This window comes from Haloechinothrix sp. LS1_15 (assembly GCF_033042135.1).
Classification (GTDB): Bacteria; Actinomycetota; Actinomycetes; order Mycobacteriales; family Pseudonocardiaceae; genus Haloechinothrix.
In genome coordinates, this window is sequence record NZ_WBXM01000006.1 from 217,564 (window position 1) to 236,458 (window position 18,895).

The 18,895-nt window shown below is 66.3% G+C and carries 13 protein-coding genes; 5 read left to right on the plus strand and 8 right to left on the minus strand.

The annotated features are described in order from the left end of the window. Positions 1-351 precede the first annotated feature (351 nt). The 4 genes from tuf to rpsL form a co-directional block, all read right to left on the minus strand. Positions 352-1,545 (minus strand): elongation factor Tu, encoded by a 1,194-nt coding sequence (tuf, locus tag F8178_RS11725; protein ID WP_317494786.1) that lies wholly within the window; start codon positions 1,543-1,545, stop codon positions 352-354. A 123-nt stretch (positions 1,546-1,668) separates the two neighbouring features. Then, on the minus strand, positions 1,669-3,771 hold the full coding sequence (gene fusA, locus F8178_RS11730; RefSeq protein ID WP_317494787.1) for an elongation factor G: 2,103 nt from the start codon (positions 3,769-3,771) through the stop codon (positions 1,669-1,671). A 72-nt stretch (positions 3,772-3,843) separates the two neighbouring features. Next, on the minus strand, positions 3,844-4,314 hold the full coding sequence (rpsG, locus tag F8178_RS11735) for a 30S ribosomal protein S7 (RefSeq protein WP_317494788.1): 471 nt from the start codon (positions 4,312-4,314) through the stop codon (positions 3,844-3,846). After that, the gene (gene rpsL / locus F8178_RS11740) at positions 4,314-4,688 is read right to left on the minus strand and encodes a 30S ribosomal protein S12 (protein ID WP_317494789.1); all 375 of its coding nucleotides are present in this window, start codon (positions 4,686-4,688) and stop codon (positions 4,314-4,316) included. The genes rpsG and rpsL overlap by 1 nt, the downstream gene beginning before the upstream one ends. 492 nt (positions 4,689-5,180) lie before the next feature. Here rpsL and F8178_RS11745 point away from each other — a divergent pair, with 492 nt between their 5' ends. From F8178_RS11745 to F8178_RS11765, 5 genes are all read left to right on the plus strand, one after another. Then, entirely contained in the window at positions 5,181-5,876 is a 696-nt protein-coding gene (locus tag F8178_RS11745) for a YbaB/EbfC family nucleoid-associated protein (protein ID WP_317494790.1), read from the plus strand. Continuing rightward, positions 5,873-6,193, plus strand: coding sequence for a type VII secretion target (locus F8178_RS11750; protein ID WP_317494791.1), 321 nt, complete (start codon positions 5,873-5,875; stop codon positions 6,191-6,193). The genes F8178_RS11745 and F8178_RS11750 overlap by 4 nt, the downstream gene beginning before the upstream one ends. Before the next feature lie 92 nt (positions 6,194-6,285). Continuing rightward, complete coding sequence (locus tag F8178_RS11755; RefSeq protein ID WP_317494792.1) at positions 6,286-7,434, plus strand: hypothetical protein; 1,149 nt, start codon at positions 6,286-6,288, stop codon at positions 7,432-7,434. A 134-nt stretch (positions 7,435-7,568) separates the two neighbouring features. After that, positions 7,569-8,270, plus strand: a complete 702-nt coding sequence (locus F8178_RS11760) for a hypothetical protein (RefSeq protein WP_317494793.1) — start codon at positions 7,569-7,571, stop codon at positions 8,268-8,270. 151 nt (positions 8,271-8,421) lie between these two features. After that, positions 8,422-8,838: an SsgA family sporulation/cell division regulator gene (locus tag F8178_RS11765; protein WP_317494794.1), complete on the plus strand. Its 417-nt coding sequence runs from the start codon at positions 8,422-8,424 to the stop codon at positions 8,836-8,838. Between the two features lie 160 nt (positions 8,839-8,998). On the opposite strand, the gene F8178_RS11770 is transcribed toward F8178_RS11765, so the two are convergent. The 4 genes from F8178_RS11770 to F8178_RS11785 form a co-directional block, all read right to left on the minus strand. After that, positions 8,999-12,910: a DNA-directed RNA polymerase subunit beta' gene (locus tag F8178_RS11770; RefSeq protein ID WP_317494795.1), complete on the minus strand. Its 3,912-nt coding sequence runs from the start codon at positions 12,908-12,910 to the stop codon at positions 8,999-9,001. Between the two features lie 113 nt (positions 12,911-13,023). Then, a complete protein-coding gene (gene rpoB, locus F8178_RS11775; RefSeq protein ID WP_317494796.1) occupies positions 13,024-16,536 on the minus strand; it encodes a DNA-directed RNA polymerase subunit beta in 3,513 nt (1,170 codons plus the stop codon). A gap of 482 nt (positions 16,537-17,018) precedes the next feature. After that, entirely contained in the window at positions 17,019-18,290 is a 1,272-nt protein-coding gene (locus F8178_RS11780) for a hypothetical protein (RefSeq protein ID WP_317494797.1), read from the minus strand. A 51-nt stretch (positions 18,291-18,341) separates the two neighbouring features. Then, complete coding sequence (locus F8178_RS11785; protein WP_317494798.1) at positions 18,342-18,893, minus strand: hypothetical protein; 552 nt, start codon at positions 18,891-18,893, stop codon at positions 18,342-18,344. Positions 18,894-18,895: the final 2 nt, after the last annotated feature.

Sequence of the window (18,895 nt, forward strand, 5' to 3'; positions counted from 1 at the left end):
CACGTGCCCTGGTTTCCGCACGTCAACGTCGAACCATCCGGTCCACGCGGTCGGGCGTGTCGCCCACGGAGCACACACCTAGCCGCAGGTGTCGTTGCCGTGCCTGGTAAGTCCTCTGGTCTTCAGGTGGCCGATACGGACACCTTCGGATCACGCTGCCTCTGCGAGGCGAAACGTAACCCCACATCCCCTCGCGCCGGGGCGGCTTCGCACACGGTGCAGCCACCCCGCGACGAGCAACTCTCATAGTTTGCCATATCCGACCAGGTCACCCCGAAGCGGGGGCGGCTATCGGGCAAACCCGGCCTGATGGCTGGGGCGGCCCACCCGGGCCGCCCCAGCCACGGCAGATCATTTCGTGATCTTGGTGACCTGACCGGCGCCGACCGTCTTGCCACCCTCGCGGATGGCGAAGCGCAGGCCTTCCTCCATGGCGACCGGCTGGATCAGCTCGACGCTGATCTCGGTGTTGTCGCCCGGCATGACCATCTCGGTGCCCTCGGGAAGGGTCACAACACCGGTCACGTCGGTGGTACGGAAGTAGAACTGCGGCCGGTAGTTGTTGAAGAACGGCGTGTGGCGGCCGCCCTCGTCCTTGGCCAGGATGTACACCGAGGCGTCGAAGTTGGTGTGCGGCGTGGTCGAGCCCGGCTTGACCACGACCTGGCCGCGCTCGACGTCCTCACGCTTGATACCACGCAGCAGCAGGCCGACGTTGTCACCGGCCTCACCGTAGTCGAGGATCTTGCGGAACATCTCGACGCCGGTCACCGTGGTCTTGAAGGACTTCTCACGGATGCCGACGATCTCGACCTCTTCGTTGACGTTGATCTTGCCCCGCTCCACACGGCCGGTCACGACCGTGCCGCGGCCGGTGATGGTGAAGACGTCCTCGATCGGCATCAGGAAGGGCTTGTCGGTGGCACGCACCGGGTCCGGGATGTTCTCGTCCACGGCATTCATGAGGTCCATGACCTTCTGGGACCATGCCTCGTCGCCCTCGAGCGCCTTCAGCGCCGACACCTGGATGACCGGGGCGTCGTCACCGGGGAACTCGTACTCGTTGAGCAGCTCCCGCACCTCGAGCTCCACCAGCTCCAGGATCTCCTCGTCGTCCACCATGTCGGCCTTGTTCAGCGCGACGACAATGTACGGGACCCCGACCTGGCGGGCGAGCAGCACGTGCTCCTTGGTCTGCGGCATCGGGCCGTCCGAGGCCGCGACCACCAGGATCGCGCCGTCCATCTGGGCGGCGCCGGTAATCATGTTCTTGATGTAGTCAGCGTGTCCGGGAGCGTCGACGTGCGCGTAGTGGCGCACCTCAGTCTGGTACTCGACGTGCGCGATGTTGATCGTGATACCGCGCTGCTTCTCCTCAGGCGCGTTATCGATCATGTCGAACGCCGAAACCTGGTTCAGCTCCGGGTGCTTCTCGTGCAGCACCTTGGTGATCGCCGCGGTCAGCGTGGTCTTGCCGTGGTCGACGTGACCAATGGTGCCGATGTTGACGTGCGGCTTGTCCCGCTCGAACTTCGCCTTCGCCACTGGAATGTCCTCCTGGACTTGTTCTCGTGCGCGCCGCCCTCCCGTGCAGTGGGCGATCGCTTTTCGTCTGGTCGGTGTTGTGCGGACCTTAGGGAGGACCCCTCCGCCCGCGAGCTCGGGGTTCTACTCCCCCGTCGCCTTGGCGATGATTTCCTTCGCCACGTTGCTGGGAACCTCGCCGTAGGAATCGAAGTGCATCGAGTAGTTCGCCCGTCCCTGTGTCTTGGAACGCAGGTCACCGACGTACCCGAACATCTCCGAGAGCGGAGCAAGTGCCTTCACGACACGAGTCCCCGAACGTTCCTCCATGGCCTGAACATGACCGCGGCGGGAGTTCAGGTCGCCGATGACGTCACCCATGTACTCCTCGGGTGTCGTCACCTCAACCGCCATCAGCGGTTCCAGCAGTACCGGTTTCGCCTTCTGGCAGGCTTCCTTCATCGCCATCGATCCGGCGATCTTGAATGCCATCTCAGAAGAGTCGACCTCGTGGTACGCACCGTCCACCAAGGTCACCTTGACCCCGACGAGCGGGTAGCCTGCCAGCACGCCGTACTGCATGGCGTCCTGCGCACCCTCGTCGACCGAAGGGATGTACTCCTTCGGGATACGGCCACCGGTGATCTTGTTCTCGAACTCGTAGAGCGCACCGTCCGCAGAGGTCTCGAGCGGCTCCAGGTTGATGATCACCCGGGCGAACTGTCCAGAGCCACCCGTCTGCTTCTTGTGCGTGTACTCGTGTCCGGTGACCGGCTTCCTGATCGTTTCCCGGTAAGCCACCTGCGGCTTACCGATGTTGGCCTCGACCTTGAAGTCGGACTTCATCCGGTTGACGAGCACGTCGAGGTGCAGCTCACCCATCCCCGACACGATCGTCTGCCCTGTCTCATCGTCCAGGTGCACCCTGAACGTCGGGTCTTCCTCCGCCAGCTTCTGAATGGCGTTGGACAGCTTCTCCTGATCCGAGCGGGTCTTCGGCTCGATCGCCACGGAGATGACCGGCTCGGGGAACGTCATCGACTCGAGCACGACCGGATTCGCCGTGTCGCTGAGCGTGTCCCCGGTGCTTGTCTCCTTGAGCCCCTGCACGGCGTAGATGTGCCCGGCCTGGGCCTCGTCGATCGGGTTCTCCTTATTGGAGTGCATCTGGAACAGCTTGCCGATGCGCTCCTTGCGCCCCCTCGTGGCATTCAGCACCTGGGTGCCCGAGCTGACCTTGCCCGAGTACACCCTGATGTAGGTGAGCTTGCCGAAGAACGGGTGCGCCGCGACCTTGAACGCCAGCGCCGAGAACGGCTCCGAGGTGTCCGCCGAGCGAGTCACCTCGGTCACTTCGTCCGGCAGCTTGCCCTCGACGGCCGGAACGTCGAGCGGCGAGGGCAAGTAGTCGACGACCGCGTCGAGCATGGGCTGCACGCCCTTGTTCTTGAACGCCGAACCGCACAACACCGGGAAGGCCTCGCGGCTGACGGTCAGCGAGCGGATGCCTGCCTTGATCTCATCCTCGGTCAGCTCCTCACCACCGAAGTACTTCTCCAGCAGTGACTCGTCCGCCTCGGCCACCGCCTCCAGCAGCTGCTCACGGTACTTCTGGGCGGTCTCGGCGAGCTCGGCCGGGATCTCCTCGACCTCGTACTTACGGCCCTTCTCGACGTCACCGCGCCAGGTGAGCGTGCGCATCTGCACCAGGTCGATGACGCCCTCGAAGTCGGACTCCGAGCCAACCGGCAGCTGGATCACCAGCGGGCGGGCGCCGAGGCGATCGGAGATCGTGCCGACGGTGAAGTAGAAGTCCGCCCCCAGCTTGTCCATCTTGTTGATGAAGCAGATCCGCGGTACCTCGTACTTGTCGGCCTGGCGCCAGACCTGCTCGGACTGCGGCTCGACGCCTTCCTTCCCGTCGAACACCGCGACGGCACCGTCGAGCACGCGCAGCGAACGCTCCACCTCGACCGTGAAGTCGACGTGACCCGGCGTGTCGATGATGTTGATCTGGTTGCCTTCCCAGAAGGTGGTGGTGGCGGCAGAGGTGATCGTGATCCCCCTGCTCTGCTCCTCCTCCATCCAGTCCATCGTCGCGGCGCCGTCGTGCACCTCGCCGATCTTGTAGTTGATCCCGGTGTAGTACAGGATCCGCTCAGTGGTAGTCGTCTTGCCGGCATCGATATGCGCCATGATGCCGATGTTGCGGACCTTGTTGAGGTCGGTCAGCACGTCGCGTGCCACGAGAGTTTCCCCTGTCTTCAGCGTCGATCCCGGCCCGCTGCTGTCTGTCGCTGCTCGAGCCCGGGAAGGCGGTCACCAACGGTAGTGGGCGAATGCCTTGTTCGATTCGGCCATCTTGTGCGTGTCTTCGCGGCGCTTCACGCTGGCCCCGAGACCGTTGCTCGCGTCGAGCAGCTCGTTCTGCAGGCGCTCGCTCATCGTCTTCTCCCTGCGCTGCTTGGCGTAACGCACGATCCAGCGCAGGGCAAGCGTCGTCGAACGCCCGGAGCGCACCTCGACCGGCACCTGGTAGGTGGCGCCACCGACTCGGCGGCTGCGCACCTCCAGCGTCGGCTTCACGTTGTCCAACGCGCGCTTGAGGGTGATCACCGGATCGGTCCCGGTCTTCTCGCGGGCACCCTCGAGCGCCCCGTACACGATGCGCTCGGCGAGGGAGCGCTTCCCGTCGCGCAACACCTTGTTGATCAGCTGGGTCACCAGCGGGGAGCTGTAGACGGGATCAGAGATCAGCGGCCGCTTCGGGGCCGGACCCTTGCGGGGCATCAGCTCTTCTCCTTCTTCGCGCCGTACCGGCTGCGCGCCTGCTTGCGGTTCTTCACACCTTGGGTGTCCAGTGAGCCGCGGACAATCTTGTAGCGAACGCCAGGGAGGTCCTTCACACGACCACCACGCACGAGCACCATGGAGTGCTCCTGCAGGTTGTGCCCCTCGCCTGGAATGTAGGCTGTGACCTCGACTCCGCTGGTCAACCGCACACGCGCGACCTTGCGCAGCGCCGAGTTCGGCTTCTTGGGAGTGGTGGTGTACACACGCGTGCACACACCTCGACGCTGAGGGCTTCCCTTGAGCGCCGCGGTCTTCAGCTTCGCAGCCTTGTCCTTGCGGCCCTTACGGACCAGCTGCTGAATCGTGGGCAATGGACCAGCTTTCTCTTTCGTTCACGTCAGTACTGTCGCTGTCCCCGGTCCCCGAGGTCGGGCGTGTCGGCGCCGGAGTACAACGGCACGCCGACTGCCAGTCCTCCGAGGTATCCGAGGGTTTCTCCGCTTCACGCCGAACGCTCGTCGCTCATGCTGAACGCCTGCACACGTCCGGCGGGCATACGGAGAGGCCCGACATCGCCGGGCACAGGCATCAAAGATACCCGCCCTCGCATGAGCGGCTGACGTCGGGGGGTGGTTCAGCGACCAGCCACACCGACCAGCCGCATCAACCGACTGTCGCGCACCATCGTAGCAACGCCGCTCACCGCCGTCAGAGGGCGTGGCCTGCGACGCGGCTCGACCTCACAGCGGACCCGTTACCCCGTGATTCGACCGGCTCTCCCATGAGTGGAACCAGCGCGCCGCGCACGACGTCCGTATCGAGTACCGACCATAGATCGACCATCGAGCAACGTGGGGGCGCCAGTGTCTTCCGGGTCTTACGAATCTTACGGGTCAGCCGGGTCAGCCGGGTCAGCCGGGTCAGCCGCATTCGACCGGCTGACCGCCGAGTTCGACAAGCTCACCTCCAAGATCAACGAGATCGACCGCAACTTCGCGACCGTCGATGAGATGCAGCAGGAGATCCGCAACCTCGAGGTCAGCGTCAGCGCACCGGACCGCTCGGTCACCGTCACCGCTGGTGCCGGTGGCTCCGTGGTCAACATCGAACTCAGCAACGATGCGTTGCGGCAGCAGCCGGGTTCGCTCGCCGCGTCCATCCTGTCCACCCTCCAGCAGGCGACCGCGGAATCCGCACGACGGGAGGCGGCCATCATCGAGGCGCATCTCGGGAGCGCCTCGACCCTCGGATCCGCCGAGCAGGTATTGCGCGCGCAATCACAGGCTTTGGATACCAGCGTGGCGGACCTGCGGTCGCAGATGCCGGACGCGCACCGCCCGGCTTCGGCCGCCGGATCCGGGCGCACCGGGCGAGCGGCGCCTCCCGATCCCGACTACCCCGACGACCCCGACGACGAGGACTTCAGCAGGCGGTCCTTCCTCGGCAGTCAGCGAACGTCCGGCACCTCCGGCGAATCAGGGCCGGTGTCCTCGCCAGAAGGCTCGCCGGGGGATGCGTTCCTGCACAACGTGTTGAAAGAGAAGGAGGACGGGCGATGAGCGCATCGGGATTCCGCGTCGACCCGGACGACATCGACCGCTACGCGAGCGACCTCGGGCAGTACCAGGACCAGGCTTCGGAGATCAAGTCCCTGGTCGCCGAGGCCGACGTTGGTGACGAGTCGTGGGGAATCATCGGTCTGTTCACAAAACAGTCCTACACCGAGGCGCTCGAGCAGCTCCAAGAGCAGATGCAGGCGCTGATCGACGGGGTGGAAACCGCGTCGGAGAAGTTCCGCGCGGCCGCACGCGACTACCGGGAACTCGAGGACACGTGCCGCCAGACACTCAGCGGCATCCTCGATGAGGCCGGTTAACGCGCGAGAGCCCGCACCGGCACGTCACACCACATTCCCAGTACGGCGGTCCCCGATACGACACCGCCCCGAGCGTACGGAGGTTAGTTCCCATGGCCGAAGTCGAGGACGTGGCCTCGGGTATCGAGCTCGATTCGCACGATGCGCCCACCATCGATCCGCACGGTGCTGTGAGTGAGATCCCGATCTACGGCAGCGCGCGCGATCTCAGCAGCGACCTTATGGGCACCGGGCAGAGCGTGGCAGGCCTGTTGCACGGTGGCGAGAACGAGCCGGGCGTCGCGGAGGTCGCAGCCGAAGCAGGCGAGCTGGTCACCGACACCGGCAGCTTCGTCGCGGAATGCGCCAATACCGCCAGCAGCATGATCACCAGTCCGGGAACCTGGCTCGCGAGCAATGGGCTCGATTTCCTACTGGAGTACATCACCCCGTTGCAGGACATGCTGAACCAGGTCACCGGGGACGCGGCGGCGCTGGAGAGGGCCGCGGGGAACTTCACCAGCATCGGCGAGGGCCTGCAAGCGATGAGCACGAACTTCGTCGACGTGGCGGACTCCTCGCTGGCCGAATGGGCAGGCGACGGCGCGGACCGCGCGCGAGAGCGCCTGGCGGAATTCGCCGACGGGATCAGCGGAATCGCGGCACATTCCGGGAATGTAGCCGATATCCTCCGATCCTCGGCAATGATGATGGAGGCCGTGGAAACGGCGGTGAAATCCCTCATTTCCGAGCTGGTGGGAAATCTGATCGAGATCTGGCTTCCGGCGCTGGCCGCCAGCGTCGTGAGCTTCGGAACGTCTGTGGCGGCCGCCAAGGGAGTCACCGCCGCCAGGGTCGCGACCACATCGACGCGGGTCGGGCGGCTCGTCAACCGGCTGATGGGCCTGTTGCGCAAGCTCGCCAACTTCTTCAACCGGATCAGCGGCACGCTGAAGCGCGGCGGGGGCGTGCTCGGCAAGGCCCTCGGTGGCGAGCGCGGCCAGAAGATCGGTGAGATCGGCGGCAAAGCCTTCGGCAAGGCCTTCATCGACGGCGCGGGCGAGTACGTTCAGCAGCGCACCGGAATCGATGTCGGCGCGCTGACGGATACTACCGACGAGAACAAGTCCACCTTCGGGAATTTCCTCGACGCGGGCAGTACGTTCGCCGACCACCATCTCCCGGACAGCGAGTCCAGCGGGAGCACGATTCCCGATGAGGTGCCGTCCGATGCCGAGGTCCGGCGCGACCTCGACTACTGAAACGGCAGCGGCGGATCGGGGAGCACCGCTACACTGCCGCACCGTGGAACCCGCCCTCGTACACCGAGGGCAGCGGCCTAAGGAGGGACGCCATCCATCCCGATACGCTGGGAGCTCTCGCACTCGGAGCGTTCGTGTTGCTCGCCGTGCTGGCCTACGTGGCACACCGGGTACGGCAGCGCAAGGCAGCGGCGCACCTGGACGCGCTGGCGCAGCAGCTCGACGGGATCGAACGCACGAACGACCCCGACAACCAGCCAAGCTTCGGTGTCCGGCCCCGACGGCTCATCGGCCACGGCGGCATACCGCGTGAACGCGGTGACTTCGACAGGGCGATCGAGGCCCGCCGGGGCGACGTTCCCGTGCTGCTGGTGGACTACACCGTCGACCACCCACCTGAGGCACGCTCCCGGCACGGGAACTCCCAGCAAGGTGCTCGGCACATGGTGCAGGTGCAGACCCCGCTCGTGCCCACGTTATGCATCCAACGACGTCCCAGGAACTTCCGGTACAACCATCCCACCAGCCTGCACTTCGTCAGCGACGAGGAACTGGCCGAGTATGCCACGGGCGACGCGCGGTTCGACGAGCTCTTCCAGGTGCTCACGGCGAGCCAGGCGTTCGCCGCCGACCTGTTGACCGCCCAGCTCGTCGGGCTCATGACCTCCGACGAGTGGTTCCACCGCCGCATGATCGTGTTCGAGTCCGGCACCGTCTGGACGCAGGACGGCGATCACATGGCCGACGTCGACGTCCTCGACACGGTGGATCGGCTGATCCGGTTCGCGCGCACGGTGCCGTCCCGAACGTGGGAGCAACACGCTATCGCGCGCTGAGCTGCGGCGTTACATGCGTGACGCACGATACACCGCATCGGCTGATCTCACGGCCCGCGGCGTCATCATCCGGCACCGATCGCATCTCCCCGGTACCAAGCCCATCGCGCCGGCTTCCACACCGGCCAGCTGACCAGGAGGAGGGCGACATATGACCGCCAACGCAGCGCGCAACGACCGGTTCATCAACCTGCACAGCGAGCACACCCCGGTGCTGTCCCGCTGGTCGTACGACCCCGAGGAGCCGTACGCCGTCACCGTGGCGTTCCAGATCGGCGTCGACCAGTGGGTGGAATGGGTGTTCGCCCGCGACCTGCTGATGGCCGGCGTGGTCGGACCCGCAGGTATCGGGGACGTGCGCTTCGTCCCCTTCGACGAGCCCGACAGCGAGCACGGTGAGCGGTTGTTGCTGCTCCAGATCGAGTCCGACCAGGGCCGGGCCTCGTGGTTCCTGAACAGGGACGAAGCCGACGAGTTTCTCGAGATGACGCTCCAGATCGTGCCGTCCGGCGAAGAGGAGAACCACTTCGACGTCGACAAGCTCATCGAGGAGATCGCCGACGTGTGATTCCCGCTCGCGAAGCGATGCCGATGTGCTTGGTGACACCCCGCCGGAGCGACGACCGGCAGTGGGATACGCAACAGCCGGGACACACAGGCGACGGCCCGGGGACACCTCCCGCGTCCCCGGGCCGTCGCTTAGGTTGTGTGGCTCACTGCCCTCCGTGTCACCGGAAATCGCGACCGAAATCGTAATCGTCCAACGGGACCGCCACACCGGTTCCGGTACCGAACACGTCCGGGGTGTAGTAGCCGTCGTCGTAGGAGGGGATGGCGTAAGCGGCCACCCTGGCCTCCTCGGTGGGCTGCACCTGGATGTTGCGGTACCTGTTGAGCCCGGTTCCCGCAGGGATCAGCTTCCCGATGATCACGTTCTCCTTCAGCCCGAACAGCTGGTCGGACCTGCCGTTGATCGCGGCATCGGTGAGCACCCTGGTGGTCTCCTGGAAGGAGGCCGCCGACAACCACGAGTCGGTGGTCAGCGACGCCTTCGTGATCCCCATCAGCACCGGTCGACCGGAGGCCGGATCGCCGCCCTCGGCCACCGCCTGCCTGTTGACCGCCTCGAACCGAGCACGCTCCGGCAGCTCGCCCGGCAGGAAGTCGGTGGACCCGGAGTCGATGACCGTGACCCTGCGCAGCATCTGCCGGACCACGACCTCGATGTGCTTGTCGTGGATGGCCACACCCTGCGCCCGGTACACCTTCTGCACCTCGTCGACCAGGTGGATCTGGGCCTGCCTGGGCCCCATCACCCGCAACACCTCGTGCGGGTCCGGGGTGCCTTCCAGCAGCTGCTGTCCGACCGCGACGTGGTCACCGTCACCGATCGGGCCGTCCGGCGTGACGGCCAGCCGCTGCCGCTTGGACAGCTTGTCCAGCACGATCTCGTCGCTGCCGTCGTCCGGAATCAACGTGATCTTCCAGAATCGGTCGCTCTCCTCCACCCGGATTCGACCGTCGACCTCGGCGATGGGCGCCTTGCCCTTCGGCATTCGCGCCTCGAACAGCTCCTGGACACGGGGCAAACCCGTGGTGATGTCGTCACCGGCGACACCACCCTGGTGGAACGTCCGCATGGTCAGCTGGGTACCCGGCTCACCGATGGACTGCGCGGCCACGATGCCGACGGCCTCGCCGACGTCGACGAGCTTGCCGGTGGCCATCGACCTGCCGTAGCACATCGCGCAAACTCCGACGACCGACTCGCAGGTGAGCACGCTGCGTACCTTGACCCTGGTCGCCCCGACCGAGAGCAGACGCTCGATGGCCGGATCACCCAGGTCGTCACCGCGGTTGACCACGACGTTGCCGTCGGAGTCGGTGGCGTCCTCCGCGGCGGTGCGGGCGTAGACGCTCGTCTCCACGTGCTCCGGGCGCTGGATCGAGCCGTCGGCCGACTCCTCGCCGATGGTCATCTGGATGCCCCGGGTGGTGCCACAGTCGCGCTCGCGCACGATGACGTCCTGCGACACGTCCACCAGACGGCGAGTGAGGTAGCCCGAGTCCGCCGTCCGAAGGGCGGTGTCGGCCAGACCCTTCCGCGCACCGTGGGTCGAGATGAAGTACTCGGCCACTGACAGGCCCTCACGGAAGTTCGACTTGATCGGGCGCGGGATGTACTCACCCGAGGGGTTGGACACCAGACCGCGCATCCCGGCGAGCGAGCGAACCTGCGTCATGTTGCCGCCCGCACCGGAGCGCACGATCATCGCGATCGAGTTGTCGTCCGGGAAGTGAGCCTCCATGGCCTCGGCGACGTCCTCTGTGGCCTTCGCCCAGACCTTGACCAGCTCGGCGTTGCGCTCCGCGTAGGACAGCTGCCCCCGCTGGTAACGCTTCTCGACCTTGGCGGCCCTGTCCTCGTACTCCTCCAGGTACTGTTGCTTCTCCTCCGGGACCAGCACATCGGAGATGGCCACGGTGACCCCGGACCTGGTGGCCCAGTAGAAGCCTGCATCCTTCAACTTGTCGAGGATCTGGGCGACGTAGGTCATCGGGTACCGCTCGGCCAGGTCGTTCACGATCGCCGACTGGCTCTTCTTCGCCAGCGCATCGTTGACGAACCGGTAGTCGTTCGGCAGCAGCTCGTTGAACAGCACCCGTCCGAGCGTGGTCTCGGCCAGCCACGGCTGTCCCGGCTCCCTGCCGTTCTCGGCGAGCTGCGACTCCAACTCCTTCGGCGGCTCACGGTCGGAGATCCGGATCTTCACCGGGGCGTGCAGACCGATCATGCCGCGGTCGTAGGCCATGATGGCCTCCGCCGGTGAGGCGAAGGACAGGCCGGCGCCCTCGGCTTCGGGATCCTGCCGTGTGAGGTGGTACAGGCCGGTGACCATGTCCAGCCGCGGCATCGCCAGCGGCCTGCCCGAGGCGGGCGAGAGGATATTGTTCGCCGAAAGCATCAGCACCCTCGCCTCGGCCTGCGCCTCGGCAGACAGCGGCAGGTGGACGGCCATCTGGTCACCGTCGAAGTCCGCGTTGAACGCCTCACACACCAGCGGGTGCAGCTGGATGGCCTTCCCCTCGACCAGCTGTGGTTCGAAGGCCTGGATACCCAGCCGGTGCAGCGTGGGCGCACGGTTGAGCAGCACGGGATGCTCGGTGATGACCTCCTCGAGCACATCCCAGACCTGCGAGCGCGAACGCTCGACCATGCGCTTGGCCGACTTGATGTTCTGCGCGTGGTTCAGGTCGACCAGCCGCTTCATCACGAACGGCTTGAACAGCTCGAGCGCCATCTGCTTCGGCAGCCCGCACTGGTGCAGCTTGAGCTGCGGGCCAACGATGATGACCGAGCGGCCCGAGTAGTCGACGCGCTTACCGAGCAGGTTCTGCCTGAACCGGCCCTGCTTGCCCTTGAGCAGGTCGGACAGCGACTTCAGCGGCCGATTGCCCGGCCCGGTGACCGGGCGACCACGCCTGCCGTTGTCGAACAGCGCGTCGACAGCCTCTTGCAGCATGCGCTTCTCGTTGTTGACGATGATCTCCGGCGCACCGAGATCCATCAGGCGCTTGAGCCGGTTGTTGCGGTTGATCACCCGGCGGTACAGGTCGTTGAGGTCCGAGGTGGCGAACCGGCCACCGTCGAGCTGCACCATCGGCCGCAGGTCCGGTGGGATCACCGGGATGGCGTCGAGCACCATGCCGCGCGGGTCGTTGGTGGTGGACTGGAACGCCGCGACGACCTTCAGTCGCTTGAGCGCGCGCAGCTTACGCTGGCCCTTGCCGTTGCGGATGACCTCGCGCAGCCCCTCCGCTTCGGCGTCGACGTCAAACTCCGCGGCGAGCTTCTGGATCGCCTCGGCACCCATGCCGCCGGTGAAGTACTCGCCGTAGCGGTCGTACAGCTCGCGGTACAGCGTCTCGTCCGAGATCATCTGCCGCGGCTCCAGCTTGGTGAAGGTGTTCCAGATCTCCTCGAGCCGGTCCAACTCGCGGTTGGCCTGCTCGCGGATCTGGCGCATCTCGCGCTCGCCGCCTTCCTTGACCTTGCGCCGGGTGTCGGACTTGGCGCCCTCCGACTCGAGCTCAGCCAGGTCGGCCTCGAGCTTCTGCGCCCGCTCCTCGATGTCGGAGTCACGCTTCGACTCGATCGACTTGCGCTCGGCCGCGATCTCGTTCTCCAGCGTAGGCAGGTCGTTGTGCCGCAGCTCGGTGTTCACGCTGGTGATCACGTAGGCGGCGAAGTAGATGATCTTCTCGAGATCCTTGGGAGCGAGGTCGAGCAGGTAGCCGAGCCGCGACGGCACGCCCTTGAAGTACCAGATGTGGGTCACCGGTGCAGCGAGCTCGATGTGGCCCATCCGCTCGCGGCGCACCTTGGCACGGGTCACCTCGACACCGCACCGCTCGCAGATGATGCCTTTGAAGCGCACCCGCTTGTACTTACCGCAGTAGCACTCCCAGTCCCTGGTCGGGCCGAAGATCTTCTCGCAGAACAGCCCGTCCTTCTCCGGCTTGAGCGTACGGTAGTTGATCGTCTCCGGCTTCTTCACCTCGCCAAAGGACCACTGGCGGATGTCGTCAGCTGTGGCCAGGCCGATGCGGAGCTCATCGAAGAAATTGACGTCCAGCACGTCGGTTCTTCTCCCCTTGTAGGTCGTTCGGCTAAGTGGTGGGGCCGATCGGCTCGCTCGGACGGGCCCGGCGACGGCTGACGCGGTCGCACGGCCCGTCCGAGCGGGCGAGGTCAGTGCACGACGTCGTCCACGGAGGGCGACTCGTTGCGGGACAGGTTGATGCCGAGGTTGGCCGCAGCACGTTCCAGGTCCTCGTCATCCGAATCACGCATCTCGATCGCGGCGCCGTCGGTCGACAGCACCTCGACGTTGAGGCAGAGCGACTGCAGCTCTTTGAGCAGCACCTTGAACGACTCGGGGATCCCGGGTTCCGGGATGTTGTCCCCCTTGACGACGGCCTCGTACACCTTGACGCGGCCAACGACGTCGTCCGACTTGATCGTGAGCAGTTCCTGCAGCGTGTAGGCGGCGCCGTAGGCCTGCATCGCCCAGCACTCCATCTCGCCGAACCGCTGACCACCGAACTGTGCCTTACCGCCGAGCGGCTGCTGGGTGATCATGGAGTACGGCCCGGTGGACCGAGCGTGGATCTTGTCATCGATCATGTGGTGCAGCTTGAGGGTGTACATGTACCCCACAGCCACCGGGTACGGGAACGGCTCACCGGAGCGACCGTCGAACAGCGTGGCCTTGCCGTCGGGGCCGACCATCCGGTCCCCGTCCCGGTTGGGCTTGGCGCTCTCCAGTAGCCCGGTGAGCTCGTGCTCCTTGGCACCGTCGAACACCGGCGTCGCGGTATTGGTGCCCGGCTCCACGTCGTAGAGCTCCTCGGGCAAGTCCTTGGCCCATTCCGGATTGCCCTCGATCTGCCATCCCTGCGAGGCCAGCCAGCCGAGATGGAGTTCGAGGATCTGGCCGATGTTCATACGCCGCGGCACACCGTGCGTGTTGAGGACGACGTCGACCGGCGTGCCGTCCGCCATGAACGGCATGTCCTCCTCCGGCAGGATCTTGCCGATCACGCCCTTGTTGCCGTGACGCCCGGCGAGCTTGTCCCCGTCCTGGATCTTGCTCTTCTTCGCCACGTAGACCCGGACCAGCTCGTTCACGCCTGCGGGGAGCTCGTCGTCCTCGTCACGGGAGAACATCCGAATGCCGATGACCTTGCCGGTCTCGCCGTGCGGCACCTTCAGCGAGGTGTCACGCACCTCCCTGGCCTTCTCCCCGAAGATGGCCCGGAGCAACCGCTCCTCCGGGGTCAGCTCCGTCTCGCCCTTCGGCGTGACCTTCCCGACCAGGATGTCCCCGTCGCGGACCTCCGCTCCGATGCGCACGATGCCGCGCTCGTCGAGATCGGCCAGCACGTCCTCGGAGACGTTGGGGATGTCGCGGGTGATCTCCTCGGCGCCGAGCTTGGTGTCCCGCGCGTCGACCTCGTGTTCCTCGATGTGGATCGAGGTGAGCACGTCGTCCTGCACCAACCGCTGGGAGATGACGATCGCGTCCTCGTAGTTGTGACCCTCCCACGGCATGACCGCGCAGAGCAGGTTCTTTCCGAGGGCCATCTCGCCGTTCTCCGTGGCGGAACCATCGGCGATGACCTGCCCGACCTCGACCCGGTCGCCCTCGCGCACGATCGGCTTGTGGTTGATGCAGGTTCCCTGGTTCGACCGGCGGAACTTGTACAGCCCGTACGACTTGCGGCTGCCGTCGTCGTGCATCACCGTGATCAGGTCGGCGGAGACCTCCTCCACCACACCCGCGTGCTCGGCGAGCAGCACGTCACCGGCATCGACCGCGGCCCGCAGCTCGACCCCGGTTCCGACCAGCGGTGAGGTGTTGCGCAGCAGCGGCACCGCCTGGCGCTGCATGTTGGCACCCATCAGCGCGCGGTTGGCGTCGTCGTGCTCGAGGAACGGAATCATGCCGGTAGCCACCGACACCATCTGGCGCGGTGAGACGTCCATGTAGTCGACCGCCGAGGGGTCGACCAGCTCGACCTCGCCGCCCTTCTTCCTGACGAGCACGGAGTCGTCGGTGAAGTAACCGTCGTCGTCGATGGGCGTGTTGGCCTGCGCCTTGACGAAGCGGTCCTCCTCGTCGGCGGTGAGGTAGTCCACGTCGTCGGTGACCCGCCCGTCGACCACCTTCCGGTACGGGGTCTCGATGAACCCGAACGGATTGACCCGACCGTAAGAGCACAGCGAGCCGATCAGGCCGATGTTCGGGCCTTCCGGTGTCTCGATCGGGCACATCCGACCGTAGTGCGAGGGGTGGACATCGCGGACCTCCATGCCAGCCCGCTCACGGGACAGGCCGCCGGGGCCGAGCGCGGACAGCCGCCGCTTGTGGGTCAGCCCCGCGATGGGGTTGCCTTGGTCCATGAACTGCGACAGCTGCGAGGTGCCGAAGAACTCCTTGATCGCGGCGACGACCGGGCGGATGTTGATCAGCGTCTGCGGCGTGATCGCCTCGACGTCCTGCGTGGTCATCCGCTCGCGGACCACGCGCTCCATCCGGGAGAGCCCGACGCGGATCTGGTTCTGGATCAGCTCACCGACGGTACGCAGCCGCCGGTTGCCGAAGTGGTCGATGTCGTCGACATCGACGGGGACGGTCGCGCCCTCCTTGCCGCCGGTGACACCGCCCGCAGGCATCTCGTCCTCGCCAGCATGCAGCCGGACCAGGTACTCCACGGTGGCGACGATGTCGTCCTCGGTGAGTGTGCCGCCGGTGTACGGCAGGTTCAGGCCGAGCTTCTTGTTCAGCTTGTAGCGACCGACGCGTGCGAGATCGTAGCGCTTGTTCTTGAAGAACAGGTTCTCCAGCAGCGTCTGCGCGCTCTCCTTGGTCGGCGGCTCACCGGGACGCAGCTTGCGGTAGATGTCAAGCAGCGCCTCGTCGGTACCGGCGATGTGATCCTTCTCGAGGGTGGTCAGCACGGCTTCGGAGAAGGAGAACCGCTCGCGGATCGCCTCCGCGCTCCAGCCGAGGGCCTTGAGCAGCACGGTGACCGGCTGACGACGCTTGCGGTCGATACGTACACCGACGGTGTCACGCTTGTCGACGTCGAACTCCAGCCACGCCCCCCGGCTCGGAATGATTTTGACGCTGTGGACGTCCTTGTCCGACGCCTTGTCGATGGCCCGGTCGAAGTACACACCGGGGGAACGCACGAGCTGCGATACCACGACGCGCTCGGTGCCGTTGATGATGAACGACCCCTTGTCGGTCATCATCGGGAAGTCGCCCATAAAGACCGTCTGGGACTTGATCTCCCCGGTGTTGTTGTTGACGAACTCGGCGGTCACGAACAGCGGCGCCGAGTAGGTCATGTCCTTGTCCTTACACTCCTCGACGGAGGCTTTGACCTCGTCGAAGCGCGGATCGGCGAAGGACAGCGACATGGATCCGGAGAAGTCCTCGATCGGGGAGATCTCGCCGAGGACCTCCTCGAGACCGCCAACCGGGTCCTCCTCGCCCTCGTTGACGGCGCGCTCGTACCACGCCTCGTCGCCGGTGAACCACTCGAACGACCTCAGCTGCACGTCGAGTAGGTCAGGCGTGGCCAGCGGCTCACGAATCTTTGCGAAGGAGACCCGTCGGGGCGCTCCCGGGATTCCCGATGAAGTGACAGCAGATGTACTCGCAGTTGTAGCCTGGTTCGCGGGAGAGACTGCCAAGATGCGTCCTTCCGGGGACTGATGAGCGGTTGAACAGGCACGTCAGAGTGCCGCAGTCGGGAAGCAGTCGGCGCTGCGCCAGCACCGGCTGGCGGTTGACCTGCACCGGCCAGCCATGCCCAGCACCGACTACTGCCATTGACTGATGGCAACTCGTAACGCAATCTGTCACAGGGTGCGGTGATACCCGCTATCGTAACGCGTGCGTCAGCGCAGCATGAAAGCGGGCAGCGCAACAGGTCAGTCTAGCCGTCTACGCAGCGGCTGTCGAGGGGACGCGCCCGAGCCACCCAGCCCGGTGTCTCACATCTCGCGCCGCGCACGTCGCCTTCCGGCTGCCCCTTCCACTCTGGTCAACGCGACCGACGGCTCCGTTCGACCTTGCACCACCCAGCGTGACGCGCACACGCGCCAGAGTCAAGACGCATCTCGCCACACCGGCAGGCCGCCGCCATGCCCCTGGCCGGACGCCCTCGGGAGGACTACTCGCCGCCCTCCTCGGCGCCGCCGGTGCCGTCGTCACCGCCTTCACCACCGTCACCGCCGTCGCCGTCCGGCAGCGGCTGGCCGCCGTCCTCGGCCGGCTCCTCCGCGGGCGCCCCCGCTTCGTCGTCATCGGTGTAGGTGTCCAGGTCGGCGATCTTCCACCCCTCATCGTGGCGCTCGGCGACGATGGTGAGCTGGCTGCCCCCCACGTTGCTGTCCTCCTGGCCCTCCCTGGTCGCGGCCTGATCCACGAACACCAACAACCGGGCGTGGTCGTCGTCGAGCTCCATCACCCCGAGGCGGCTGACCCTGGTGGTCAGCACCATCTGTTGCTCGGGAGCGATGCGTTTCACCTCGCTGTACAGCTCGTTATAGTCCTGCCGCACCTCGTCGTTGACCAGCAGGTCCTCCGCGGCCTGCTCGGTTTCCTCGATGGCGTTGTAGTCGTAGGAGAGCACGCGCTCGACGGCCGCGCTGATGTCCTCCTTGACCTCCGCGGTCGCCGGGCCGTCCACCAACGCCTTGTTGTCCAGCGCGCCGCTGACCTGGCTGTACTGGTAGCCGAAGAAGCCGGCCGCGCCGGCCAGCAGTACCGCACCCGCCGCGAGACCGCTCGTGAGCATCACGGCCGACCGACCAGCGGGACGCTCCGACCGCTGCTCGCCGACGGGCTCCGGCTCGGCGTCACTCCCGGCGGCTGTCGCGTCGCTACCGGCCTGTCCAGCCGCGGGCTCTGCCTGGTCCGTAGCAGCCGAAACGCCCGCTGCCGCCGGTGCGGACTCGGCCTGCCCATCCGGGCGGGTGGCGACTTCGTGCTCCTCGAGCCGCTCGCCGGTTCCGGACTCCCTGGACTCCCCGGACTCCACAGGCTCACCGCTCGCTACGGCATCAGGTGCACCGGCTTCGTCGCTGCTCGCGCCCTCTGTGTCGCCTGTGCTAGCTGCATCCTCTGCGCCGTCTGTGCTTGTTGTGCCCGCTGTGTCTGCCGCGGCGTCGCCGGCCTCGCCTGCTCCCTCGCCGTGCTCGCCGACCTCGCCTGCGGTCTCCTCGGCTGGTTCATCCGCTGCGCCGCCTCCGGCCTGCTGCTCCTGCGGCTCGGGGCGCTCGTTGTCCCCGTCGCGGGCCGTCGGACTGGGGCGAGGGCGGGGCGAGGGCCGCGGCTTGGACTGGCCGTGCTGTTCCTCCGAGCCAGGGCGCGGGTGCCCGGCCACGCGCCTGCGGCGTCCCGACTGCCCGGAGGAACCCGGGCGGCGGTTAGATCGTGCCACGCCAACTCCGATCCATCACGACGACATCGTCACGTTCGCTGTCCTCCGGCATCACTCGCCCTCCCCCGGCGGGACCACCGGAACCTGGTCGATACCCGCCAGCTTCCATTCCTCCGCACCGTCCTCGGCGACACGCTCCATGTGCATCTGCACCCGGATGCGGCGCTCGGTGCTCTCCTCGCCGTGAGTGACGGTCACCCCGAGGGCGGCGAGCACTCCCGCGTTGCCGTCATGCGCGTCGAGCTCGTCGACCGCGATGTCGTAGACCGTGGTGCTCGCCGACTGCTCGCTTTCGGCGAGCACCTCCTGGAGCCCCTCCCAGCTGAGCTCGATCTGCTCCTGCATCTCCGCGGTAGACACGGCCATCTGGTTGTCCCGGAAGGCCTCCGGGTCCTCGTGGTCGAACTCCGTGTACGCGCGCACCGCCTGGTCGGCGGCTTCGGTCACGTCATCACGGGCGTGCGCGACGGCGGCATCCTCGCTGGCCGAGGCGTTCCACCACAGCACGCCGAAGACCACGGCGGCGATGAACGCGGCCGCGAAGAACCCGAGCGCGGCGAACAGGGCGTTGCGGGCCGTGAAAAGGCTCGTCTTATCAGTCATCG

Coding starts and splice junctions, on each gene's coding strand:
- F8178_RS11785 (WP_317494798.1), bottom strand. CDS start 18,893: ATGACTGATAAGACGAGCCTTTTCACGGCCCGCAACGCCCTGTTCGCC.
- F8178_RS11750 (WP_317494791.1), top strand. CDS start 5,873: ATGAGCGCATCGGGATTCCGCGTCGACCCGGACGACATCGACCGCTAC.
- F8178_RS11755 (WP_317494792.1), top strand. CDS start 6,286: ATGGCCGAAGTCGAGGACGTGGCCTCGGGTATCGAGCTCGATTCGCAC.
- F8178_RS11765 (WP_317494794.1), top strand. CDS start 8,422: ATGACCGCCAACGCAGCGCGCAACGACCGGTTCATCAACCTGCACAGC.
- rpsG (WP_317494788.1), bottom strand. CDS start 4,314: ATGCCCCGCAAGGGTCCGGCCCCGAAGCGGCCGCTGATCTCTGATCCC.